This is a genomic window from Comamonas sp. SY3, assembly GCF_041730275.1.
Classification (GTDB): Bacteria; Pseudomonadota; Gammaproteobacteria; order Burkholderiales; family Burkholderiaceae_C; genus Comamonas; species Comamonas sediminis.
Map to the genome: position 1 here is coordinate 1 of NZ_JBGTYN010000032.1, position 22927 is coordinate 22927.

The 22927-nt window shown below is 63.6% G+C and carries 18 protein-coding genes; 6 read left to right on the forward strand and 12 right to left on the reverse strand.

The features are described 5' to 3' along the window. The 11 genes from ACCQ08_RS24330 to ACCQ08_RS24380 all read right to left on the reverse strand — a co-directional run. Window positions 1-432, reverse strand: a 432-nt coding sequence (locus ACCQ08_RS24330) for an MFS transporter (RefSeq protein WP_242885255.1), incomplete at its 3' end; no start/stop codon positions are given. Between the two features lie 79 nt (window positions 433-511). Further along, window positions 512-898 (reverse strand): MerR family transcriptional regulator, encoded by a 387-nt coding sequence (locus tag ACCQ08_RS24335; RefSeq protein ID WP_015912830.1) that lies wholly within the window; start codon window positions 896-898, stop codon window positions 512-514. A 49-nt stretch (window positions 899-947) separates the two neighbouring features. After that, window positions 948-2453 (reverse strand): efflux transporter outer membrane subunit, encoded by a 1506-nt coding sequence (locus ACCQ08_RS24340; RefSeq protein WP_003821143.1) that lies wholly within the window; start codon window positions 2451-2453, stop codon window positions 948-950. 20 nt (window positions 2454-2473) lie between these two features. Next, on the reverse strand, window positions 2474-5650 hold the full coding sequence (locus ACCQ08_RS24345; RefSeq protein ID WP_212136799.1) for an efflux RND transporter permease subunit: 3177 nt from the start codon (window positions 5648-5650) through the stop codon (window positions 2474-2476). Next, a complete protein-coding gene (locus ACCQ08_RS24350; RefSeq protein WP_369951391.1) occupies window positions 5647-6954 on the reverse strand; it encodes an efflux RND transporter periplasmic adaptor subunit in 1308 nt (435 codons plus the stop codon). The genes ACCQ08_RS24345 and ACCQ08_RS24350 overlap by 4 nt, the downstream gene beginning before the upstream one ends. 111 nt (window positions 6955-7065) lie before the next feature. Beyond that, on the reverse strand, window positions 7066-9780 hold the full coding sequence (locus tag ACCQ08_RS24355) for a heavy metal translocating P-type ATPase (protein ID WP_116430894.1): 2715 nt from the start codon (window positions 9778-9780) through the stop codon (window positions 7066-7068). A 166-nt stretch (window positions 9781-9946) separates the two neighbouring features. Beyond that, on the reverse strand, window positions 9947-10516 hold the full coding sequence (locus ACCQ08_RS24360; protein ID WP_003821150.1) for a DUF4148 domain-containing protein: 570 nt from the start codon (window positions 10514-10516) through the stop codon (window positions 9947-9949). Between the two features lie 229 nt (window positions 10517-10745). Then, window positions 10746-11123: a helix-turn-helix transcriptional regulator gene (locus tag ACCQ08_RS24365; protein WP_063935807.1), complete on the reverse strand. Its 378-nt coding sequence runs from the start codon at window positions 11121-11123 to the stop codon at window positions 10746-10748. 43 nt (window positions 11124-11166) lie between these two features. After that, window positions 11167-12189: a cation diffusion facilitator family transporter gene (locus ACCQ08_RS24370; protein ID WP_003821153.1), complete on the reverse strand. Its 1023-nt coding sequence runs from the start codon at window positions 12187-12189 to the stop codon at window positions 11167-11169. A gap of 133 nt (window positions 12190-12322) precedes the next feature. Beyond that, window positions 12323-13633: an MFS transporter gene (locus ACCQ08_RS24375; protein WP_003821155.1), complete on the reverse strand. Its 1311-nt coding sequence runs from the start codon at window positions 13631-13633 to the stop codon at window positions 12323-12325. Between the two features lie 9 nt (window positions 13634-13642). Then, on the reverse strand, window positions 13643-13900 hold the full coding sequence (locus tag ACCQ08_RS24380; RefSeq protein ID WP_003821156.1) for a metal-sensing transcriptional repressor: 258 nt from the start codon (window positions 13898-13900) through the stop codon (window positions 13643-13645). A gap of 399 nt (window positions 13901-14299) precedes the next feature. Between ACCQ08_RS24380 and ACCQ08_RS24385 the strand changes: the two genes are divergently transcribed. The 6 genes from ACCQ08_RS24385 to lpdA all read left to right on the forward strand — a co-directional run bounded on the left by ACCQ08_RS24385 (window position 14300) and on the right by lpdA (window position 22354). Continuing rightward, entirely contained in the window at window positions 14300-15511 is a 1212-nt protein-coding gene (locus ACCQ08_RS24385) for a TolC family protein (RefSeq protein WP_223656232.1), read from the forward strand. 34 nt (window positions 15512-15545) lie between these two features. Further along, window positions 15546-16097, forward strand: a complete 552-nt coding sequence (locus ACCQ08_RS24390; protein WP_015912829.1) for a hypothetical protein — start codon at window positions 15546-15548, stop codon at window positions 16095-16097. Then, a complete protein-coding gene (locus tag ACCQ08_RS24395; RefSeq protein WP_003821159.1) occupies window positions 16094-17209 on the forward strand; it encodes an efflux RND transporter periplasmic adaptor subunit in 1116 nt (371 codons plus the stop codon). Before ACCQ08_RS24390 ends, ACCQ08_RS24395 begins: the two co-directional genes overlap by 4 nt. A gap of 13 nt (window positions 17210-17222) precedes the next feature. Continuing rightward, window positions 17223-20369 (forward strand): efflux RND transporter permease subunit, encoded by a 3147-nt coding sequence (locus tag ACCQ08_RS24400; protein ID WP_012614056.1) that lies wholly within the window; start codon window positions 17223-17225, stop codon window positions 20367-20369. Between the two features lie 53 nt (window positions 20370-20422). Beyond that, window positions 20423-20821, forward strand: a complete 399-nt coding sequence (locus ACCQ08_RS24405; RefSeq protein ID WP_015912828.1) for a hypothetical protein — start codon at window positions 20423-20425, stop codon at window positions 20819-20821. Window positions 20822-20926: 105 nt separating this feature from the next. Beyond that, window positions 20927-22354 (forward strand): dihydrolipoyl dehydrogenase, encoded by a 1428-nt coding sequence (gene lpdA / locus ACCQ08_RS24410; protein WP_015912827.1) that lies wholly within the window; start codon window positions 20927-20929, stop codon window positions 22352-22354. A gap of 109 nt (window positions 22355-22463) precedes the next feature. Here lpdA and ACCQ08_RS24415 read toward each other — a convergent pair whose 3' ends face one another. Continuing rightward, window positions 22464-22820 (reverse strand): metalloregulator ArsR/SmtB family transcription factor, encoded by a 357-nt coding sequence (locus ACCQ08_RS24415; protein WP_015912826.1) that lies wholly within the window; start codon window positions 22818-22820, stop codon window positions 22464-22466. Window positions 22821-22927 lie beyond the last annotated feature (107 nt).

The window sequence follows — 22927 nt, forward strand, 5'->3', positions numbered from 1 at the left end:
ACCGCCCACCATGACCCAGGAAATGGCCTTGGCCTTAAGCGCGTCCTCGGCGGTGTCGGCGGCTGCGAAGCGGTAGCTCTGCACATACGCGCCGTAGAAGCCCGCCAGGAAGGTGCCGGCGCAGAAGATCCAGAACGAGGCCAGCATGATGCCCAACGCGGCGATCAGGCCCGAGGCCACGCCGAAGCCGACCCCCACCACGTATCCGTTGCGGCGGCCATGGTGCCGCATGATGAAGGCGGCAGGCAAGGTGCCGATGGCAAGACCCAGGCCGAACAGACTCACGGGCAAGGTGATCCAGGCCGAATTCTTGGCAAGCTGCTGGCCGACCAGCCCACCCAGCGACATCACGATGGGCGCGCTGGCGCCGCCGAGCGCCTGCGCGGCGGTGAGAACGCCGATGTTTCGGCGCGTGATGCTCTGGTCGGTCATGGGCGTCTTTCTTATTCGTTTGTCTGGCCGGAAATATTACACGCATGAATATATATTCAGTTATATGGACATGCGATGCTCACGAACCATCGCGAGCCGGTCCATCCTCGGAAGCCCCGGCGGAAGCAGCACCGTGCAGGGCCAATGCGAGCAGGTGCTCTTTCACCTGGATCAGTTGCTCCATGCGTTCCTCAACACAGGCGAGATGGCCTTGGACAGCCTGCCTTAGCAGCTCAGGTTCCAGGAACCCCTCATGTGCCCAACCCAGTAGGCGGCGCACGTCATCCAGGCCGATTCCCGAGGCACGGTAGTTGCGAATCAGGTGAAGCCGTTCGACATGGGCCGGGCCATAGCGCCGATAGTTGTTGCGTGACCGCTCCGGGGCTTGCAACAGGCCCTCCCGCTCGTAGAACCGAATGTTCTCCGGGGGGGTGCCCGTCAAGCGCGCAAGTTCACCGATCCTCATCCGGTTCTCCGTGCGCAACGATGGGGAACGCCGCCGTTGCGCATAGCCCTTATCCCGGCGACCGGGCGGATGGTTGCCCGGTGGCGCCCGATTGCACCGTGTGCTCAGTCCAGCCGCCACCCAGCGCCTTGTAGAGGTGGATGAGGTTGTTCAGCCGCGTCAGGCGCGTGCGCACCAGGGTCTGCTGCGCACCGTACTGTGTGCGTTGCGCATCGAGCAAGGTGAGGTTGTCGTCCACGCCTTCCTGGAAGCGTTGCTCGGCTAGTTGGTAGGCTTTCTGGCTAGCCGCTACCAGGAGCTGCTCCGAGCGGATCTGCTCATCAAGCGTGCGCTTGCCCGCCAAGCCGTCAGCCACCTCAGCAAAGGCCGCCTGGATAGACTTCTCGTAGTTGGCGATTTCGATCCTCTTTTGTACCTGTGCCACGTCCAGATTGGCTCGCAACGCGCCGCCGCGGAAGATGGGCAGCGTGATCTGCGGCAGGAAGCTCCAGGCCCGCGAGCCCGAATCGAACAGGCCGTCCAGCGAAGCGCTGGCCGTGCCCGCCGAGCCCGTGAGGCTAATCGTCGGGAAGAACGCGGCCCGCGCCGCGCCGATGTTGGCGTTGGCGCCGATCAGCATCTGCTCGGCGGCGCGGATGTCCGGCCGACGCGCGAGCAGTTCGGACGGCAGGCCGCTCGGCAGGTCGGTCGGCACGATGTCGTCCGGCAGCGCCACGGCCTCGTCAAGCTGCCGGGACAGCTCCGGCGTCAGCGGCTGGCCCAGCAGCAGCACCAGCGCGTTGCGGTCCTTGGCCGCCTGCCGCGTGTAGGCGGCGCGGTTGGCCTCGGCGGTGCGCAGCGCGATCTCCGCGCGGCGCAGGTCGAGCTGCGTGGAATTTCCCGCTTCCACCAGTTGGGTGGTCAGGTCATAGGAGCGCTTCTGTGTGGCGAGGGTGTCGCTCGTCAGGCGCAGCAGTTCCTGGTCGGCGCGCAGCGTGAGGTAGGCGCTGGCCACCTCGGACACCAGGCTCATCTGCGTGGCGATGCGGGTCTCGTCGAGGGCCAGGTAGGACGCCAGCGCCCGGTCGTTGAGGCTGCGGATGCGGCCCCACAGGTCCAGCTCCCAGGCGGCCGTCACCCCGGCCACGTCGTAGCGCCGGAGCACGTCGCTTTGCCCCGTGGTACTGAGGTCGGCCGGTACGCGCTCTGACGCGCCGCGGGCGGAAACGCCCAGGTTCGGCAGCATCTCGGCACGCTGGATACGGTACAGCGCCTGAGCCGCCTCCACGTTGAGCGCGGCTTTGTGCATGTCGCGGTTGTTCTCCAGCGAAATGCCGATCAACTGCTGCAGCAGCGGGTCGCGGAAGAAGTCCCGCCAACCGATCTCGGCCGTGATCGCGTCGTCGGGCGTCGCGGCCGCCAGTTCCACATAGGCCGCGCCCGAGGGATAGGCCGTGTCGATCGGCGCTGCGGGCCGGTCATACTTCGGTGCCATGGAGCAGCCAGCCAGCGCCGCCGCGAGGGCGAGCGGCGCCAGCGTCCTGGCGGGTCGTGTGAATGCGAAAGATGTTTTCATGTCGTATGTCCTCCTGGCCGTCATGCGTGCTGGTCGGTCATGCCGCCACGGGCATGGCGCGCTTCGCGGCGCAGCGCCAGCTTGCGCACCACAACGTAGAACACCGGCGTCAGCACCAGGCCGAATACCGTCACGCCCAGCATGCCGGCGAACACCGCGATGCCCATGGCGTGGCGCATCTCGGCGCCCGCACCGCTGGCCAGCACCAGCGGCACCACGCCAGCGATGAAGGCGAACGACGTCATCAAGATCGGGCGCAGCCGCAAGCGCGCGGCTTCGAGCACGGCTGCCAGCGGATCGGCCCCTTCGCTTTCCTTCGCGCGGGCGAACTCCACGATCAGGATCGCGTTCTTGGCAGCCAGGCCGACCAGCACCACGAAACCGATCTGCGTGAAGATGTTGTTGTCGCCCCCAGAGAGCCAGACGCCGGCGATCGCCGAGAGCAGCGCCATGGGTGCAATCAGCAGCACAGCGAACGGCAGCGACCAACTGTTGTACTGGGCCGCCAGGAACAGGAAGGCGAGCAGCACCGCCAGCGCGAAGATGTAGATCGCCGTGTTGCCAACCCGTTTTTCCTGGAAAGTCAGGTCCGTCCATTCGTAGGTCATACCGTCCGGCAGCGATTCGCTCACGATCTTCTCAATCGCGGCGGTGGCCTGGCCGGACGAGTAGCCCGGCGCTGGCCCGCCGCTGATGTCGGCCGAGGGAAAGCCGTTGTAATGCATCACCCGGTCGGGGCCGGAACTGCGCTCGATGGTCGCGATCGCGCTCAGCGGGATCATGTCGCCCGCTGCATTGCGCACCTTGAGCATGCCTATGTCCTCAGCCTGCATGCGGAACTGCGCATCGGCCTGGGCCATGACCCGGTAGGTGCGACCGAAGCGGTTGAAGTCGTTGACGTAGAGCGAGCCAAGGTTGACCTGCAGGGTGTCGAACACCTCGGTCAGCGATACGCCCTGCGACTTGGCCTTCACCCGGTCGATGTCCACCTGCAACTGCGGCGCATTGGTCTGGAAGCTGGCGAGCATGTTCGCCAGCTCGGGCGCCTGCATGGCCTTGCCCATGATCTGGCCCTGTGCCTGCGCAAGCGCCTCGGGACCCAGGCCCGCCCGGTCCTCGATCTGCAGCTTGAAGCCGCCCATCGAACCCAGGCCCGGCACCGGCGGCGGCGGGAAGATGCCAACGAAGCCGTCCGGGATCTGGCTGAACTTGCCCATGAGCTTGCCCTGGATGGCGAAGGCCGACAGCGACGGGTCCTTGCGCTCATCGAAGGGCTTGAGCATGGCGAACATCAGCGCGGTGTTCGGCTGGTTCACCGGTCCATTGACCGACAGGCCCGGGAAGGCCACCACGCTCTCGACGCCCGGCTCAGCCAGTGCGATCTTGGTCATCTCCTTGACGACCGCCTCGGTGCGATCCAGCGAGGCGCCGGTCGGAAGCTGGGCGATGCCCACGAGATAGTACTTGTCCTGGGCCGGCACGAAGCCCGCAGGCACCTTGTGGAAGCCCAGCCAGGTCAGGCCCAGGAAGCCGACGTAGAGCAGCAGCACGATGGCGCTGCCGCGCACCGCGCGGCGCACGCCCCCGACGTAGGAATTCGAGGCGCGATCGAAGAAGCGGTTGAAGCGGCGGAAGAAGCCGCCGAACACGCCGTCGATGATGCGCGTGAGACGATCGGGCTTGGCCGCGCCGTGGTGCGGCTTGAGCAGGATGGCGGCCAGCGCTGGCGACAGCGTAAGCGAGTTGATCGCCGACAGGATGGTCGAGAACGCGATGGTTAGCGCGAATTGGCGATAGAACTCGCCCTGCAGCCCCGACAGGAACGCCGAGGGGATGAAGACCGCTGCCAGCACCGAGGTGATGGCCAGGATCGGGCCAGTCACTTCATCCATCGCCTTGCGCGCCGCGTCCTTGGGTGATTCGCCCAGCGCTATGTGGCGCTCCACGTTCTCCACCACCACGATGGCGTCATCCACCACGATGCCGATGGAGAGCACGAGGCCAAACAGCGACAGCGTGTTCAGCGAGAAGCCGAACATGTGCATCACCGCGAACGTGCCGACCAGCGAGACCGGCACGGCGATCAGTGGAATGATCGACGCGCGCCAAGATTGCAGGAACAGCACCACCACGATCACCACCAGGAAGATGGCCTCCAGCAGCGTGACGGCGACGGACTGGAGCGAGGCGCGCACGAAGACCGTGGGGTCGTAGGCGACGCTATACTCAATGCCGTCGGGGAACTTGGCTTGAAGTCGGTCCATTGCCGCGCGCACCGCGCTAGACACATCCAGCGCGTTCGCGCCCGGGCTCTGGATGATCTGTATCCCCACCGCCGGCTCGCCATTGAGCAGGCTGCGCAAAGAGTAGGAATCGGCCCCCATCGAGATGCGGGCGACATCCCGCAGGCGAGTTACCTGGCCGTCGGCGCCCGTCTTCACGACGATCTCGCCGAATTGCTCCTCGCTCGACAGTCGGCCCAGAGTGTTGACCGTGACCTGGAACGCCGCCGAGGCATCCGGCTGCTGACCAACCGAACCAGCGGCAACCTGTATGTTCTGCTCGCGGATGGCGGCAACCACGTCGCTCGCGATCAGCCCACGAGCAGCGACCTTGGCGGGTTCGAGCCAGACCCGCATCGAATACTCCCCGGCGCCCCAGACTAGGACATCGCCGACGCCTGGCGTACGAGCCAGCTCATCCTTCACATGAAGTGTGGCGTAGTTGGAGACGTACAGCGGATCATATCGACCTCCAGGCGAAAGCAAATGCACCACCATGAGAACGTCCGGCGACGTTTTCTCGGTGACAACACCGATGCGCTGAACTTCAGGCGGTAGGCGCGGCAACGCCCGCGAGACCCGGTTTTGCACCTGGATCTGCGCAATGTCGGCGTTGATATGCTGCTCGAAGGAGACGGTGAGCACCATTTTCCCGTCGGTGGACATCTGAGACTGCATGTACATCATGCCTTCTACGCCGTTGATCGCCTGCTCCAGCGGTGATGCCACGGTATCGGCGATCACTTGCGGGTTGGCACCGGGATAGCTAGCGGTGACCTGCACCGTGGGAGGCGTGACCTGCGGGTATTCGCTCAGCGGCAGCTGGAAGTAGCTGATCGCGCCTGCGATCAGCATCAGCACCGACAGGACGATGGCGAAGATCGGCCGGTTGATGAAGAAGCGGGGGAAATTCATTTGCGGGCCTCCGCCGAGCCGGCCGCGCCGTCAGCCTTGGCGGGGTCCGCGCCACCGGCCTTGGCAGGCGCCGCAGCGGGAGCCGGAGCGTTTGCCGCAGCCTTGGTCGCGCCGGCCGCGCCGGCGGCCGGTGCCGCGGGCGCCTGCATGGGCACCATGCGCGGCGTGACCGCCATGCCGGGGCGCACGAGGCCCTTGATGATGATCTTCTCACCGGCCTGCAGGCCGCCGTTGATGACGCGCAGCCCGTCCACCACCGGCCCCAGTTCGATGGGCCGGTACTGGGCCTGGTTGTTCTCGCCCACAACCAGCACGTAGTTGCGCCCTTGGTCGGTGCCCACGGCCTGATCGTCGATCAGGACGGCCTCGCGCGCCGCGCCGGTGGACAGCTTGGCCCGGGCGAACATGCCGGGTGCCATGCGCCCATCCGGGTTGGGCACAACGGCGCGCGCGCGGATCGTGCCGGTGCTTCGGTCAATGGTGTTGCCGACGAAGTCAAGCGCGCCCTTGTGCGGGAAACCCTTGTCCGTGGTCAGCCCGAGCTGCACGGGCAGCGAAGCCTTGCTACCGGCGCCCGCAGCGGGCCGCGAGCGGCTGACGACGTTGAGATAGGTGGCCTCATCAATGTCGAAGTACACGTGCAACGGGTCGATGGATACGATCGTGGTCAGCAGCGTGGCCGCGCCGGCGCCGCCACCGCTGACCAAGTTGCCCTCGGTCACGAGCACGCGGTCGACGCGCCCGGCGATGGGCGCAGTGACGCGGGCGTAGGACAGGTCCAGCTGAGCCGCAGCAACGGCGGCCTTAGCCGCCTGCACCTGAGCCTGGCGCGCGTTGCGTGCGGAGGCGGCATCGTCATAGGTCTTGCGCGCGACGGCGCCGGTCGCCACCAGGCGCTCGGCGCGGTCAAAGTCGGCCTGGGCCTGGCTGGCCAGCACCTCGGCCTGACGCAGTTGCGCCACGGCCGTGTCGAGCGCAACCTGGAACGGCCTCGGGTCGATCTGGAACAGCAGTTGGCCCTTGCGCACGAGGCTACCTTCGGGAACGCTCACCGCATCGACGGCGCCGCCGACCCGCGAGCGCAGCTCGACGGTCTTGGGCGCGGCCAGGAAGCCGGTGTACTCGGCCGATGGCGCGACCGTGCGGGTAATGACCTCGGCCACGGGCACCTGCGGCGCCATCGGCGCGCCCGCCGGGGGCGCCGCGGCCTTGCCCTCGTCCTTGGCGTCGCGGGCAGCGATCGCTATCCCCCCGACGGCTGCGATGACGCCTGCCACCACAATGATTCTGATTTTTTTACGCATGGAAGTGACCCTTTCTTGGATGCAGGACTCCGGCCCTTCCGAAGCGCTCTGCAGACATTTGTGTGGAGGCTAGGCGTTACAACGACGGCAAGGTCAAGCCCTCTTGTTGCCTCAGCGGGCAGACGGCACGGGCAAGGTGGTGGGACGCCCGGCGTCGTCGCCGTGGTTGGCCTCCGGCGCGCCCTTGAAGCGCAGCAGGCGCAGTGCGTTCAGCGTGACCAGGGCCGTGGCGCCGGTGTCGGCCAGCACGGCAACCCACAAGCCGGTGATACCCAACACGGTGGTGACCAGGAACAAGCCCTTGAGGCCAATGGCGAATACGACGTTTTGGTGAATGTTGGCCATCGTCGCCCGCGACAGGGCCACCAGGTGGGCCACGTCCGTGACGCGGCTCTTGAGCAGCGCGGCATCGGCGGTTTCCAGCGCCACGTCCGTGCCGCCGCCCATGGCGATACCCACGTCGGCGGTCGCCAGGGCCGGCGCGTCGTTGATGCCGTCGCCGACCATCGCCACCTTGGCATCACGCTTCATCTCGTTGACCAAGCGCAGCTTGTCCTGCGGCAGCAGCTCGGCCTCCCACTCGATGCCCAGCTTGCCGGCGATCGCCTGCGCGGTGCGGCGGTTGTCGCCGGTCAGCATGACCGAGCGCACGCCCATGGCGTTGAGCTGGGCCACGCCTTCGCGCGCGTCGCGGCGGGGCTCGTCGCGCAGGGCCAGCAGGCCCAGAACGTTCTTGCTGGCTTCGTCGAACAGGACCACCACGGTCTTGCCGCCATCCTCCAGCTTGTCGATTTCCCTGCGGTGCGCGGCTGTCAGCGTGGCCGTCTGTTCCGCATGGGCGGGCGATCCGACAGCGAGCGCACTGCCGTTCACGGTGGCGCGCACCGCCTTGCCGGCAATGGCCGATGCGCCCGTGGCCTGGGGAATCGCCACGTCCAGGCTCTTGGCATGGGCGACAATGGCCTTCGCCAAGGGATGGTTTGAGCCGGACTCGACAGCGGCGGCAAGCGCAAGGACCTGTTGATGCTTGAACAGCCCGAAGGGCAGGACCTCGGTGATGCGCGGCTTGCCCTCGGTCAGCGTGCCAGTCTTGTCGAAGGCAATGGCGCGCACGCGGCCGATGGTTTCCAACGCGTTGCCACCCTTGATCAGCAGGCCCCGTCGCGTGGCCACCGCAAGGCCCGAGGCGATGGCCGCCGGTGTGGAGAGCACCAGCGCACATGGGCAGGCAATCAACAGCAGTGCGAGGCCGCGGTACAGCCAGGTACCCCAGTCGCCACCCATGGCAAGTGGCGGAACCACCACGATCAACGCCGCGATGGCCATGACGGCAGGGGTGTAGTAGCGGCTGAACTTTTCGATGAAGCGAGCCGTGGGCGCCTTGGAGGACTGCGCCTGCTCCACCAGTTGGATGATGCGAGAAATGGTGTTGTCCGATGCCGTCTTCTCGACTTGTACTTCGAGCACGCCATCGACGTTGATGGAGCCGGCGAACACGTCGGCACCGATAGCCTTTTGACGCGGTACGGACTCGCCGGTGATAGGCGACTCGTCCAGGCTGCTTTCACCGCGGAGGATCTTGCCGTCCGCAGGCACCCGGTCACCAGGGCGCACCAGCACGCGGTCGCTCACGCGCAGGGAAGCGGCGGGCACTTCGCGCTGCCCGCCCGCGGCATCGAGCAGTACCGCCGTCTTAGGCACCAGGGAGGCCAGCGCCTTGATGCCGGCGCGCGCGCGGCCGGCGGCCACGCTTTCCAGCAGCTCGCCGATCGCGAACAGGAACACCACGGCAGCAGCTTCCTCGGCCTCGCCTATCACGAGCGCGCCCAGCGAGGCGACGACCATCAGCGTTTCGATAGAGAACGGCGAGCCTGACACAGCCAGCGCGAAGGCTTTGCGAGCGAACGGCAGCACGCCCGCGATCACCGCAGCGGCGAAGATCCATTCAGCGTAGCCAGGAACGAACTGCGCGATCGCGTAGGCCGAGCCCATCAGGCCGCCCAGGCCCAGCACGTGCTTGCCTTTCTTCGTCTGCCACCAGCGCTGATGGCGCGCCGTCGATGCTGCTGCTGGGGCCGCGGGTGCTGAGCCATCATGGCGGCGCACGTCGGAGACGCCGAAGCCCAGGCTCTTGATGGTCTTCTCGATGTGGCCGAGCTGCGTGGGGCCGCCAGACGCGAGCGTCAATTCCAGCGTTTCTGCGGTGAAGTTTATGCGGGCATCGGACACGCCATCCATGCGAGCGAGCGCCGTTTCGATCTTGCCGACGCAACTGGCGCAGTCCATGCCCTCGACGCGCATGGACACGTTGGGGGGCGTGCTGGGTGCTCCACGGGAGGCAGAGGCCGGCGCATGGTCATGCCCGCTGCAGGCCCCGTGATCGTGACCGTGGTCATGGGCATGGGCATGGCCGTGAGCATGGCCATGCCCATGGTCATCACCGCACGCTTTGCCGTGCGAATGATCGTGCCCGTGGTCGTGGGCATGCCCATGGTCATGGTGGCCGCCGCAGCCGGCGTGGTCATGCGCGTGGGCCGCATGGCACGGTGCAGGTGCTGCGGACATTTCGGACGCGGGCAGTGCCTGCACGTCGAAGCCCAGGGACCGGATTTTCTTGGCAATGTCGCGTGCAGTATTTCGGCTACTTGTGCTGCGCGTCAACGTCAGCGTCTCATTTGTAAAATTAACCTGTACATTTGATACGCCATCAATTCGACCAAGCGCTGTTTCAATCTTGCCGACGCAACTGGCGCAATCCATACCTTCGACCCGAAAGCCCAGTTGTTCGTCCTGCGCTCCTGTGCCGTCCAATGTTTCCAAAGACATATCAATCTCCTGGTTCTCTGAGTAATCGCCGTGGCAGGACGCACAAATCAGCGATCGGAATGTTATGCAAACAAATGAACACTTGTTTGTATGTTTATTCAAAAAAAAGAAAGAATCTCTTTCTGGCTGAACCATCCGACCGCTGCTTTATGCAGCTGCCATTAAGTCATTTTTTGTTGCGCAGCATCTGGTAGGTTTCAAATGCGGTGCGGTAGGCATCACTATAGGTATCAGGCGTCTGCTCACCAGCCCAGAATCCAGCCATTCCCGCAACCTGCCAATCTGCCAAATCACTCTTTACTTGAGCACGAGTCAATGCCACCGGAGCCTTGTAAGCCGCACCCAGCTTGAGCTGGAGATAGCTCTCGTAGGCTTGTTGGTAGGCTTGGGTGTGCGAAGCGGTGGTGATTCCGCGCGAGGTGAACGCGTGCATGCCGGAGATTTTCCACAGTTCCAAATCAGCCATCACTTCAGCACGAGTCTTTCCTGCTGAGGGCGCCTGATACATATCACCTTGGGTCAATTGCAAGTAGCGCTGAAAGGCAGCCTGGTATTGAGGGCTGAACGTATCCGGGCCGCTTTCGCCGCGAGACAACGCTTCCAACCCAGATTGCCTCCAAGCAGCCAGATCCTCCTGGACCTGTTGCCGTGTCATATCTGCGGCGAACGGTTGAGCGTTTACTCCAGCAGCAAAAAGTGCGGAAAGCAGAACAGCAAAGCGAATTTTCTTGGACATGGTCAATACTCCTTGACGTTAAAAATAATGGCGTGGTCCTTACGCCTTTCGGATACCCCGTAGACAAATAATAACACACATGAAGATATGTTCAAGTGTTTATTTTTAGAGTGCTTTTTGCTTGGGGTCTTCTAGGCATTCAGCAAGGCGCGCCGGTGTCTCTCTAGATTAATAGCCAAAAAAAGCCTACCCCTTGAAGGCGTAGGCCGGCGCGCACTCACATGTTCAGTCAATCGTCGTGTCCGTCCTCCGAAATGTGAACCGCCATGTCCTGGAGTACCTGGCTGACGTGCTGGTCGGCAATGCCGTAGAAGATGTGCTTGGCTTGGCGCTCGCCGCGCACGAGGCGCGCGCCGCGCAACAGGCGCAGGTGATGGCTGACCAAGGACTGCGACAGGTCTAGCGAGCCAGCAATGTCGCCCACTGCGACCGATCCGCGCATGCACTGCAACAGGATTTTCAATCGCGATTGGTCGCCCAGCAGGCGGAAGGTCTCTGCCAGAACAGCGACGTCACTTTGCGATAGTGCGAGGACATCAGTGGTCGTGCCGTGGTTAGAGGTCGAACATTGCACAATAGCGGCGCTGGTGGTTTTGCGGGATGTCATGGATTCAAACCCTCAAGTGAACTGCGAACCGTCTAGCACGGCCTCAATGCTTGTGACCGGGAGCGGAGTGGTCATGGTCATGATTGTGCTCACTGTGGTCGTGGCCGCTGTGGTCCTGACGGCCTGTCGTGGGTTGCAGGCTGCAGATGTTCTCGTCAGCCTCCGAGTTCCAGTCGATTCCGACTGTGGCGTGTTCGATGCTGAACTGCTCTCGCAGCACCGCCTCGACGCGCTTGACCACAGCTCGCGCCTCCTCGTCCACGTTGGGTCGAACGTGTAGCGTGGCCATCGTGCGACCGGAAGTGAGTTGCCACACGTGAACATGGCTGACAGCCGCCAGGCCGGGCACAGTGCTCATCAGGCCTTGTTCCACCTTTTCCGGCGAAGCGTCCTCTGGCGCACCCTCCAACAGGATATGGATCGACTTGGCCAGGAGCTTCCAGGCGCTGCGCAGAATCAACGCCGCTACTAGAACCGACAGGATGGGGTCGATCGGAGTCCAGCCGGTGAAGTAGATGACGATCGCTGCAACGATGGCGCCGACAGAGCCGAGCAGGTCACCCATCACGTGGAGGATGGCACCTTTCACATTGACGTGATCGGTTTCGCCGCGGGTCATGATCCACAGCACGAGGACGTTGATCAGTAAGCCGAGCACGGCGACGATCATCATCGGGCCGGCGAGGATGACGGGCGGCGCCTGCAGCCGCTCCCACGCCTCGTAGGCGATCCATGCGACGATCGCGAACAGGGTCACGGCGTTCAGGAAGCCGGCGATGACCTCGAAGCGCAGGTAACCGAATGTGCGTTTGCTGTCGGCTGCGCGGCGACCGAATCGGAAGGCAGCGTAAGCCAGGGCAAGTGCCACGGCGTCGGTCAGCATGTGGCCAGCATCGGCAAGTAGGGCTAGCGAGCCCGACAGCACGCCGCCGACAGCTTCCACGAGCATGAAGCCGAAGATCAGGAAGAAGGAAACCAGAACCTTGCGCTCGTTGGCGCTCGTCACTGTGGGGGTGTGGTCGTGATCATGGTCGTGACCATGGTCATGTGCATTGGATTGGGACATGGGCGCCTCTGCTGGTTGAGTGTTTGACTATGGCGAAATATAACACATGAATATGTGTTCATGTGATATATTTTCGCTCACCCTTCTCAGCCTCCGAAGCCATGCGTTGTGATGCCGCAACGAGAAAATGTGCCTATCCTTTCGGCCAGATACGGTGCAGGTCATCCAGAATCAGCTGGTGATGGTGCCTGCCTTGGTCTGCGTGTGTGCGTAAATGAGGGTGATCCGGCGGCAAGCTGGGGTGGTCATGCGCCACGTCAGAAGGGTCGCTGGCCGGCCACAGCCAGAGCGTCAGCGCCACGCCGGCCAAGCCGACCAGGGACATGACAATGAAGGTCGATGGCAAGCCCATGACCGCGCCGAAGCGGCCGGCAAGTGGGTAGCAGATGAGCCAACAGGCGTGCGACAGCGCGAAGTGTGCCGCGAAGATCGCAGGACGGTCCTCGGCATGGGCCGAGCGGCGCAGAAGACGGCCGGATGGCGTTTGCGCCACGCTGTAGCCAAAGCCGATGATCAACCACAGCGGCAGCAACAATGCATAGCTCGGCAGCAGTGCGCCGATCCCCGTGCCCACGACCAGTACGGTAGCGCCGGTGAGCATCGCGGTTCGGTCGGCCACCTTTTCCAGTAAGGATGGCAGAACGAAGGCTGCCACCATCGAACCGCCTCCGAATGCCGCCAGTGCCGACGCCACTTCGACCTCGCCTAGGCCAAAGCGCGCCTTCACGAGAACCACCGTGTTCACGATCACCATGGCGCCCGCCGCCGAGACGGCCAAGCTGATCGCCAGCAGGCCCCGCAGGCGTGGCGTAGCGAGATAGATGCGTGTGCCGCGGGTCGTGCGATCCCAAATGCCGCGGCGCGGTCCGGGAATAGTTGTGGGCAACCGCACGCTGACCACGAGCGCGGCTGAAACGAGGAAACCGAGCACTGTTCCCGCGAACAGGTTGTGAAAGCTGATGACGGTCAGCAGCGCAGCAGCCAGCATCGGGGAAATCAGGCTTTCCAGGTCATAGGCCAGCCGGGACAGCGACAGCGCCTTCGTGTAGTCCTCTTCATCGGGAAGGATGTCCGGGATAGTGGCTTGGAAAGTCGGCGTGAAGCCGGCGGATGCCGCTTGCAGGACAAAGATCAGCAGATAGATCTGCCAGACCTCGGTGACAAAGGGCAAACAGATCGCGACAACCGCTCGTACCAGGTCCAGCGCTACGAGCAATGACCGTCGCGGGAACTGGTCGGCGAAGGCCTGTGCGACTGGAGCGACTCCCACATAGGCCAGCATCTTGATAGCCAGCGCCGACCCGAGCACCGCACCTGCATCGGCCCCGGCCAGCTCGTAGGCAAGTAGGCCGAGCGCTACCGTCATCAGGCCTGTGCCGACGAGTGCGATCACCTGCGCGGTGAACAGGTGGCGGTAGGTGCGGTTCTTTAGGACGGAGAGCATCGAGAGACCTCAGAGCAGTCTGGTTAGCGCCTTCATTTCGGCTAGAACGGAGTCCTCATCATGAGATAGGCAGTGGTCGATGTGGTCATGGATCAGGACGCGCTTGGCCGCTGTGACGGCGCTCTCCACCGCAGCGAGCTGGCGAGCGATGTCCAGGCAGGTTTCTTCTCCTTCGATCATCCCGATGACGTGTCGCAGATGACCCTCGGCGCGCTTGAGCCGTTTCACGAGATCTGGGTGGCTGGTGTGCTTGTGCATCTCTTTCATGCAGCAATCATATCCCCCCCCGGGGGATATGCTCAAGGAGTCTGCATAGCTGTTTGCGCAGTGGATTAGCCCCACCTCGCCTCTCGATGTCTTGCGCCCGACGCCCTCTCTAAGGCGATTGGTGCTCAAAGGATGTAAGGTTTTCTTTCCCATTCATATGAATAGATATACAATTGTTCATATCTAAGCCAGTGAACAGTGGCTTTTCAACGACAAGCACTTGCTCGGAAAGAGAACACCCAGCCGGGGGTAAGTACTGATGCAACACCGATGGAGAATTGAATGCTTCGCAAAGACATACGCAAGGGATGGATATGGGCGGTATCCACGCTTTGGGCCGGCACCGTGCTAGCCCAGCCAGTAGCCGCCCCTCACGTCCCATCCAGACCAGACAGCCACATGGTCGCCCAATTGTGGGAGTCAGCTTGGCAGCGGCAGCCAGAAGCCGCTGGAGAAGGCGCCTGGCAGCAGGCCGCCCAAGCACGCCAAGAGACGGCCGGCAGTTGGGTGGCAGGTCCGATGGCGCTGGAAGCCTCCACCAAAACTGATCGGTTCAACAACCGCAACGGACAGCGCGAATATGAAGTCGGGGTGGCTATTCCCCTTTGGATGCCTGGTGAGCGCGCCTCGTCGGCACGCTGGGCGGACGCGGAAAGCCTCGCGCTATCCAGCCGGATGCTGGCCGCCAAGCTACGCACGGCCGGACAGGTTCGCCAGGCATGGTGGGCATGGCAGCGTGCCCAGGCCGAATTGGTGGCGGCGCAGGATCGCACCCGCAGCGCGGACGAGTTGGCGCAAGATGTGGCTCGCCGGGTTCGCGCGGGCGACCTGGCGCAAGCCGACAGAAACCAGGCCGATGGCGCCTTGGCGTCGGCTCGTAGTGCCCTGGCCATTGCTCAGGCCGAAGAAATCACGCAGCGCGAGGCGTTGTTGGCACTGACCGGCATCGAGAGTATCCCGTCGCAGGCCGATTCCGCGCAGCCGGAGCAGTCAGGTGTCCGAGTTCAACCGGCATCGGCACAGCCGTCCGGCGCGTTGTTGGGTAACCACCCTGCGCTGCTGGAACTGCAGCACAAGGCGCTGGCGGCCCGCCGCTCTGCGGAACTGGTGTCCCATCAGAAGTACGCCAACCCCGAACTGACCCTGGCGACCACGCGGGATCGGGGCGGCTACGGCGAACGCTACAACCAGACGATCACGGTGGGTGTGCGCATTCCCTTCGGTACGGGTAGCCGTCATACCGAGCAATTGTCCAGCGCCAATGCGCAGGCACTGGAGGCTGAGTCGGCACTCGCGGCCCAGCGCACCCGGCTACTCTCGGAAATTCGAACTGCCCAATCGCGCGAACTGGCAACCAGCACCCAGATGCAGGCCGCTTCGGAGCGCCAGCGACTAGCCCAACAAACGCGCACCTTCTACCAAAAGTCGTTCGCGATGGGCGAGACGGACATGCCGACACGCCTTCGCATCGAGCAGGAGGCCACCGAGGCCGAGCGCGCGGCGCTGCTCGCCAAGGTGGAGCATGCCGCGGCCATCTCGTCCCTGTTGCAGGCACAAGGCACGCTGCCGCAGCCGACCGAGACTTTCACTGACATCTCCGGCACGCGCTGATCGGCGCGCGCTCAACCATCCTGGAACCTTAGAAATGTCGCAATCCTCTTTCTGGCGTGCAGCTGCCTTGTCCAGCCTCCTGCTTGGCAGTAGCGCAACGTGGGCCGGCGACGGCCATGACCATGGCGAAGCCGCTCCTGCCCCCGCAGCGGCCGCGCTTCCGCGCTTTGCCGCAGTTTCCGATGACTTCGAACTGGTGGGTGTGCTGAACGGCCAGCGTCTCACACTCTACCTCGACCATGCTGCCGACAACCGGCCGGTGACCGATGGCGAGCTGACCCTCGAGCTGGGTGGTCAACAGGTAAAGGTCAGCTCACACGGGGTTGGAGAGTTCGAGGCCGATCTGACTGAGCCGCTATCCGATGGCGAGACCTCAATCATGGCCACTATTACTGCGCAGGGCCAATCGGACCTGTTGACGGGCGTTCTCGATGTTCATAGCGAAGACGCCGAACACGAGCATGCCGTCGCATCCGGCCGTGTGGTCGTACTAGGTGGCGGTGCCGCAGTCCTCGGCGTCGGTGTCCTAGCGTGGGCGCTGCGCAGACGTACACGCACCAACGGTGCACTGCGAGGTGCAGCATGAAGCGCAACTTCCGTTTCCTAATGACGACGGCCATGGCGGCTGCATTGGCTCTGGCTGCTCCCGCGTTCGCTCACGACGGCCATGACCACGGCGACGAAGCGCCGGCTGCGTCTTCCAATGGCCCCCAGCGCCAGCCTGATGGCAGCGTGTTTCTTCCGAAACCGTCGCAACGTCAGATCGGTGTACGCACCCAGCTGATCAAGCAGGAGCCCTTGGCCCGCAGCCATGAACTGGCTGGCAAAGTAATCATGGACCCGACGACAGGCGGCAAGGTCCAGGCAATGGTAATGGGCCGGCTGGTGCCCGGGCCGGATGGTCTGCCGCAGATCGGCCAATCCGTGCGCAAGGGCCAGGTGCTGGCTTACATCGAACCGGCCAGCGGTGTGCTGGAGCGCTCAGGCCAGATGGCCCAGGTTGCCGAGCTGCGTGCGGGCCAAGCGCTCGCGCAGAAGCGCTTGGCCCGGCTGCGCGAGCTGTCGGAGACCGTGCCCCGCAAGGAGATCGAAGCAGCCGAAAGCGAAGTGAACAGCCTGACCGAACGCGCCCGCGCCTTGAGCGGGGGCCTCGCCGGCAGGGACGTACTGAAGGCCCCAGTCAGCGGCGTCATCGCATCCAGCCCCGCAGTTGCCGGGCAGGTCGTGGATGCGCGCGAACTGGTGTTTGAGGTGGTCGATCCGACCCAACTGCGCATCGAGGCGCTTGCCTACGATCCGGCAATGGCACAGAACCTGGCCGGTGCTGCACTCGCAGTAGGCGGTCAGAAGGTGCCGCTGAGCTTCGTCGGTGCCGCCAGCAGCCTGCGCGAGCAGGCCCTGCCCATGCTGTTCAAGGGCACCAGCGAAAGCCTCTCGCGCTTGGCGGTCGGTATGCCGGTGGTGGTCTTCGTGCAAGAGGCGACGACGGTACCTGGCTACCGCGTGCCTTCCGGTGCGCTGATGAAGAACCCTGCCAACCAGAACATCGTCTGGGTCAAAGACCAGGCCGAGCGCTTCGAGCCGCGTGTCGTGAACATCACTCCTTTGGATGGTGCATCCATCGCTGTCACTTCGGGCCTGGCGGACGGCGACCGCGTGGTTGTCGAGGGCGCGTCCCTGATCAATCAAGTTCGTTGAGGGGCACCATTCCATGTTCAAGTGGCTTCTCGAAAATAGCTTACGAAACCGGCTCCTGGTCATCATCGGGGCGCTGGTGCTGATGGCGTATGGCGCGTTCACCCTGACGCGCACGCCGGTAGATGTCTTTCCCGATCTCAACAAGCCGACCGTCACTCTCATGACGGAGGCTGGCGGCATGGCTGCCGAAGAAGTCGAGCAACTCATCACGTTCCCGCTCGAAACGGCCATGAACGGCCTGCCCAGCGTCGAAAGCGTGCGCTCGGTCTCCAGCGCCGGGCTTTCCTTCATCTACGTGACATTTGACTGGAAGACCGACATCTTCCGGGCGCGCCAGATGGTCTCCGAACGCCTGACGTCCATGGAGGAAGGGCTAGCCCCGGGCGTGACGCCCACTATGGGGCCAATCAGCTCAGTGATGGGCGAGATCATGCAGATTGCAATCCCCATCGGTGCCAAGCCCTCAGGGCAGAAGAACGCAGCCCCGCCGCTGTCGGCCATGGACACTCGCGAGTACGCGGACTGGGTGCTACGCCCCCGGCTGATGGCCATACCTGGTGTTGCCCAAGTCATCCCGATCGGAGGCGAGGTCCGTCAGTTCCAGGTCCAGCCCAACACCACGCGAATGTCAGAGCTGGGCGTGACTGCGTCCGATCTGGATGCGGCTCTCAAGGGCTTCTCCGCGAACACTTCCGGCGGCTTCCTGGAGATCAATGGCCGCGAGTACCTGATCCGCAACCTGGGCCGCACGTCCCGACTCGACGACCTGCGTAACCTGCCTCTCGCGGTGCGTGCGGGCCAACCCATCCTGCTCCACCAGGTCGCCGATGTTCAGTTTGCGCCAGCCATCAAGCGCGGCGATGCGGGCTTCGAGGGCCTGCCAGCCGTGATCCTGGGCATCCAAAAGCAGCCCACGGCCGATACGATTGCACTGACCCGCTCGATCGAGTCAGCGTTGGCGGACATGAAGGGCTCACTGCCGGCTGGCATGGCCGAGCCACAGGTGACCTTCCGACAAGCCAACTTCATCGAGGCGTCCATCAGCACGCTGCAAGGCAAGCTCATCGGCGCATCGGTCTTCGTGGCGGTGATCCTGTTCTTCTTCCTGGGCACTTTGCGCCCCCTGGTGATCGCGTTGACCGCGATTCCTGCCTCGATCTTCGTGACCGGGCTGGTGTTCCACTATTTCGGCCTATCAATCAACACCATGACGCTCGGTGGGCTGGCGATCGCCATCGGCGGTCTCGTGGACGATGCTGTGGTCGATGTGGAGAACATCATGCGGCGGCTCAAGGAGGACCGCACCCGCCACCCTGAGAACCGGCTGACGCCCCTGGTCATCGTTGCCAGGGCCTCGATGGAGGTTCGCTCGGCGATTCTCTACGCCACGATGATCATTGTGCTGGTGTTCCTGCCCCTGTTCGCGCTGCCGGGGATGGAGGGGCGCTTGTTCGTGCCGCTGGGCATCGCCTTCATCGTCTCCACGCTGGCCTCGCTGCTGGTCTCTGTGACGGTCACTCCGGTGCTTTCGTACTACCTGCTGCCCAAGATGAGGACGCTGGACCATGGCGACACTCGGCTTCTAGCCTGGTTGAAGACGCGCTATCAGGGCGGCCTGCAGCGGGTCTTGCAGCGGCCGCGTGCCGCCCTTGGCATGGCCGCTGTGGCTGTCACACTGGCTGTCGCCGCGGTGCCATTCTTCCCGACCACGTTCCTGCCCCCGTTCAATGAAGGAACGTTGCTGGTGGGCCTGCGCCTGAATCCCGGTGTGACGCTGGCCGAATCTTCGGCGCTTGCCCAGCAAGCCGAGCTGCTGGTCGCGCAGGTGCCAGAGGTGCAGCACGTGGGCCGGCGCAGCGGACGGGCCGAGCTGGACGAGCATGCCGAAGGCGTGCATGTCAGCGAGCTGGACGTGGGCCTGCTGCCCGCCTCGGAGCTAAAGCGCTCCATGGAGGAGATCACCGCCGACATCCGTTCGCGTCTGGCTCACTTGCCCGGCTCCATCGGCATTGGCCAGCCGATCTCGCACCGCATCGACCACATGTTGTCGGGGGTGCGCTCGCAGATCGCCATCAAGGTGTTCGGCGAGGACCTGGACGTCCTGCGCGGGCAGGCGGATCTGCTGCGCGCCAAGCTGGCCGGAATTCCGGGGCTTGCTGACCTGGAGATCGAAAAGCAGGTCCTAGCGCCGCAGATCAAAATCCGCGTGGATTATGCGGCGGCGGGACGCTACGGCGTGGCCGCACCGCAAATTCTGTCCACGCTGCAAAGCCTGGTCGAAGGCGAAAAGATCACCGAGGTCATCGAGGGCAACCGCCGCTTCGCGCTGGTGGTTCGCCTGCCCGAGCAGGCGCGGTCGATTGAGGGCTTGAGCCGCATCCTCATCGACACGCCCATGGGTCGGGTCCCGTTGTCGCGCCTTGCCACCATCGAAGACAGCGACGGCCCCAACCAGGTCAGCCGCGACGATGGCCGTCGACGCATAGTTTTGTCGGCCAACGCTCAGGGACGGCCGCTGTCCGAAGTAGTGGCCGACATACGCAGCGTCGTCCAAGAAGTGCGCTTGCCCGAAGGCTACTTCATCACGCTGGGCGGCCAGTTCCAGGCACAAGAGGAAGCCTCGCGACTGGTGGGCCTGCTGTCCATCGTCTCCCTGACGCTCATGTTCGTGGTGTTGTACACGCGCTACAAGTCGGTCGTCCTATCAGCGCTCATCATGGTGAACATTCCATTGGCCCTGGTCGGCGCCGTGTTGGGGCTGTGGCTGTCTGGCCAGCCGTTGTCCGTGGCCGCCCTGGTCGGCTTCATCACGCTCGCGGGTATTTCTGTGCGCAACGGCATCCTGAAGGTGAGCCACTACCTCAACCTCATGCGCATGGAGGGCGAGGACTTCGACCAGAAGATGATCGTGCGTGGCTCGCTCGAACGGCTTTCCCCGGTTCTGATGACCGCGCTGGTCACGGCCTTCGCGCTGGCCCCGCTGCTGTTCGAGGCGTCCCGACCCGGTACTGAGATCCTGCACCCCGTCGCGGTGGTGATCTTCTCGGGGCTGGTCAGCTCCACGCTGCTAGACACCTTCCTTACACCCGCCATGTTCTGGCTGTTCGGCCGCAAGCCTGCCGAACGCCTGCTGGACGACCGCGACGCGGAGGCATTCTGATGCAACGCCTTCTGTCACCCGATTTCAACCACCGTAACCCTATAGGAGCTTTCATGTCTGTTCGATTTCGTTCCCTCACGGCCGGCACCGCCCTCGCCCTGGCATCCGTCACCGCCTTCGCCGCAGGCGACCATGACCACGCGCATGACCACAAGCCGCTGCATGGTGGCGTCGTGACCGAAGTCCGGGACGTGGACTACGAGTTGGTCGTTCAGCCCGCAGCAGCGCAACTCTACCTGCGCGACCACGGCAAGCAGGTCAATGTAAGCAACACCAAAGCCAAGCTCACACTGTTGACCGGCTCACAAAAGCAGGAGGTGCAACTCACGCCTGCCGCGGACGGAAGCCGCCTCGAAGGCAGCGGGACCTTCGCCGCAGCCAAGGGCACGAAGGCCGTCGTCCAAGTCGAACGTGGGGGCAATACCGCGAGCGCCCGGTTCGTTCTGCCGTAGTGTTCAACGTGATCGTCAGGGAACGAGCTGTAATCTGGCGACCACCTGACAAAAGGCGCGACATAGGCGCTCACTATTTCCTCAAAAACTTTGGAGATGTAAATCATGGAAATGCATTTCGACGTCATTGTTATCGGTGCCGGCCCAGGCGGATACATCGCGGCCATTCGCGCTGCCCAATTAGGCATGAAGGTCGCTTGTGTAGATGCCTGGAAGAACAAGGACGGAAAGCCAGCACCTGGCGGCACCTGCAACAACATCGGTTGTATCCCTTCGAAAGCGCTACTGCAGTCGTCAGAGAACTTTGAACAAGCCAAGCACCACTTTGGCACGCACGGCATCTCCACGGGTGATCTGCGCATGGATGTGACCACGATGTTGGAACGTAAGAATCAGGTCGTGAAGTCCAGCAACGAAGGCATCCTTTATCTGTTCCGCAAAAACAAGGTCCAGTTTTTCAACGGCCTGGCGTCTTTCACCAGGACTGTCGATGGTGGCTTCGAGGTGAGCGTCGCCGCCGATGAGGCTGTTACCTTGGTGGGCAAGCAGATCATCGTTGCCACAGGCTCCAACGTGCGGCCACTCCCCAACCTACCGTTCGATGAGCGGGTCGTGCTCTCCAACGACGGCGCGCTGGACATCGCGGCCGTGCCCGATCGGTTGGCCGTCATCGGTGCCGGCGTGATCGGCCTGGAGCTGGGCTCCGTTTGGCGCCGCCTGGGGGCGGATGTCACGATCCTCGAAGGCTTGCCCAGCTTCCTGCCAATCGTCGACCAAGCCATCGCCAAGGAGGCGAAGAAGGCGTTCGACAAGCAAGGCCTGAAGATCGAACTAGGTGCGAAGGTTCGCGAAGTCAATGCAACCGAGGCTGGCGTGACTATTCACTACACCGACAGCCAGGGCCAGACGCAGTCCTTGCAGGCAGACAAAGTGATCGTGGCTATCGGCCGTGTGCCCAACACCGAAGGCCTGAATCCGGCCGCCGTGGGACTCCAACTGGATGAGCGCGGCGCCGTGCTGGTGGACGATGAATGCCGCACCAGTGTGCCCGGCATCTGGGCCATCGGTGACGTGGTGCGTGGCCCGATGTTGGCGCACAAGGCGGAAGAGGAAGGTGTCGCAGTGGCCGAGCGCATTGCCGGCCAGCACGGTCACGTCGATTTCAATACGATCCCCAACGTCATCTACACCAGCCCAGAGATTGCCTGGGTAGGCCGCACCGAGCAGCAGCTCAAAGAGCAGGGCACCGCCTATCGAATCGGTTCCTTCCCGTTCATGGCCAATGGCCGCGCGCGTGCGCTGGGCGACACGCCGGGCCTCGTCAAGGTGATCGCCGATCCTGCCACTGATGAGATACTCGGCGTGCATGTGGTCGGCCCGCAGGCCAGTGAACTGGTGGCCGAGGCCGTGATCGCCATGGCGTTCAAGGCCAGCAGCGAAGACATCGCCCGCATCTGCTTTGCCCATCCGACCCTCTCCGAGACGTTCAAAGAGGCCTCGCTGGCCGTGGACAAGCGCGCGCTCAACTTCTGATTGATCGGAAGCGGCATCCAAACCACCTCACCGAACGCAGCTGCGGGCGGTGGGGCGCATATCGCCATGGAACGTAGGCCACGCCGCAACGGCATGCTATGCCCAACAGTTACTCGTCGTTGTGGTCTTCCGCGATGTGGGTGGCCATATCCAGCAGCACCTGGTTCACGTGCTTGTCCGCCACCTCATAGAAGATCTGTTTGGCTTGGCGCACGCCCTTGACCAGGCGAGCACCGCGCAGCAGCCGCAGGTGGTGGCTCACCAGCGACTGCGAGAGTTCGAGGGTTTCAGCGATGTCCCCGACCGAGGAAGAGCCTTTCATGCAGCACAGCATGATTCTCAGCCGGGACGGGTCACCCAGGAGGCGGAATGTCTCAGCCAAGATGGTCACGTCATTCTGTGACAGCGATTCCAAATCGGCGCTGGGACCCTTCGGTGGGGTACTGAATGGCTTACTTGTATTCATTTTTAAAATATTTCCTAACCTCGAATGGCTGTTTTCGCCCTTCAGAATTAACAAGGCAGCGGCCGCTTAGGCGCGCGCAGCAAAGAACCAGTGCGAGCCTGGCAGGC

Coding starts and splice junctions, on each gene's coding strand:
- ACCQ08_RS24340 (WP_003821143.1), bottom strand. CDS start 2,453: ATGAAAACATCTTTCGCATTCACACGACCCGCCAGGACGCTGGCGCCG.
- ACCQ08_RS24385 (WP_223656232.1), top strand. CDS start 14,300: ATGGTCGCCCAATTGTGGGAGTCAGCTTGGCAGCGGCAGCCAGAAGCC.
- ACCQ08_RS24405 (WP_015912828.1), top strand. CDS start 20,423: ATGTCTGTTCGATTTCGTTCCCTCACGGCCGGCACCGCCCTCGCCCTG.
- ACCQ08_RS24395 (WP_003821159.1), top strand. CDS start 16,094: ATGAAGCGCAACTTCCGTTTCCTAATGACGACGGCCATGGCGGCTGCA.
- ACCQ08_RS24415 (WP_015912826.1), bottom strand. CDS start 22,820: ATGAATACAAGTAAGCCATTCAGTACCCCACCGAAGGGTCCCAGCGCC.
- ACCQ08_RS24350 (WP_369951391.1), bottom strand. CDS start 6,954: ATGCGTAAAAAAATCAGAATCATTGTGGTGGCAGGCGTCATCGCAGCC.
- ACCQ08_RS24360 (WP_003821150.1), bottom strand. CDS start 10,516: ATGTCCAAGAAAATTCGCTTTGCTGTTCTGCTTTCCGCACTTTTTGCT.
- ACCQ08_RS24335 (WP_015912830.1), bottom strand. CDS start 898: ATGAGGATCGGTGAACTTGCGCGCTTGACGGGCACCCCCCCGGAGAAC.
- lpdA (WP_015912827.1), top strand. CDS start 20,927: ATGGAAATGCATTTCGACGTCATTGTTATCGGTGCCGGCCCAGGCGGA.
- ACCQ08_RS24400 (WP_012614056.1), top strand. CDS start 17,223: ATGTTCAAGTGGCTTCTCGAAAATAGCTTACGAAACCGGCTCCTGGTC.
- ACCQ08_RS24370 (WP_003821153.1), bottom strand. CDS start 12,189: ATGTCCCAATCCAATGCACATGACCATGGTCACGACCATGATCACGAC.
- ACCQ08_RS24365 (WP_063935807.1), bottom strand. CDS start 11,123: ATGACATCCCGCAAAACCACCAGCGCCGCTATTGTGCAATGTTCGACC.
- ACCQ08_RS24375 (WP_003821155.1), bottom strand. CDS start 13,633: ATGCTCTCCGTCCTAAAGAACCGCACCTACCGCCACCTGTTCACCGCG.
- ACCQ08_RS24345 (WP_212136799.1), bottom strand. CDS start 5,650: ATGAATTTCCCCCGCTTCTTCATCAACCGGCCGATCTTCGCCATCGTC.
- ACCQ08_RS24380 (WP_003821156.1), bottom strand. CDS start 13,900: ATGAAAGAGATGCACAAGCACACCAGCCACCCAGATCTCGTGAAACGG.
- ACCQ08_RS24390 (WP_015912829.1), top strand. CDS start 15,546: ATGTCGCAATCCTCTTTCTGGCGTGCAGCTGCCTTGTCCAGCCTCCTG.
- ACCQ08_RS24355 (WP_116430894.1), bottom strand. CDS start 9,780: ATGTCTTTGGAAACATTGGACGGCACAGGAGCGCAGGACGAACAACTG.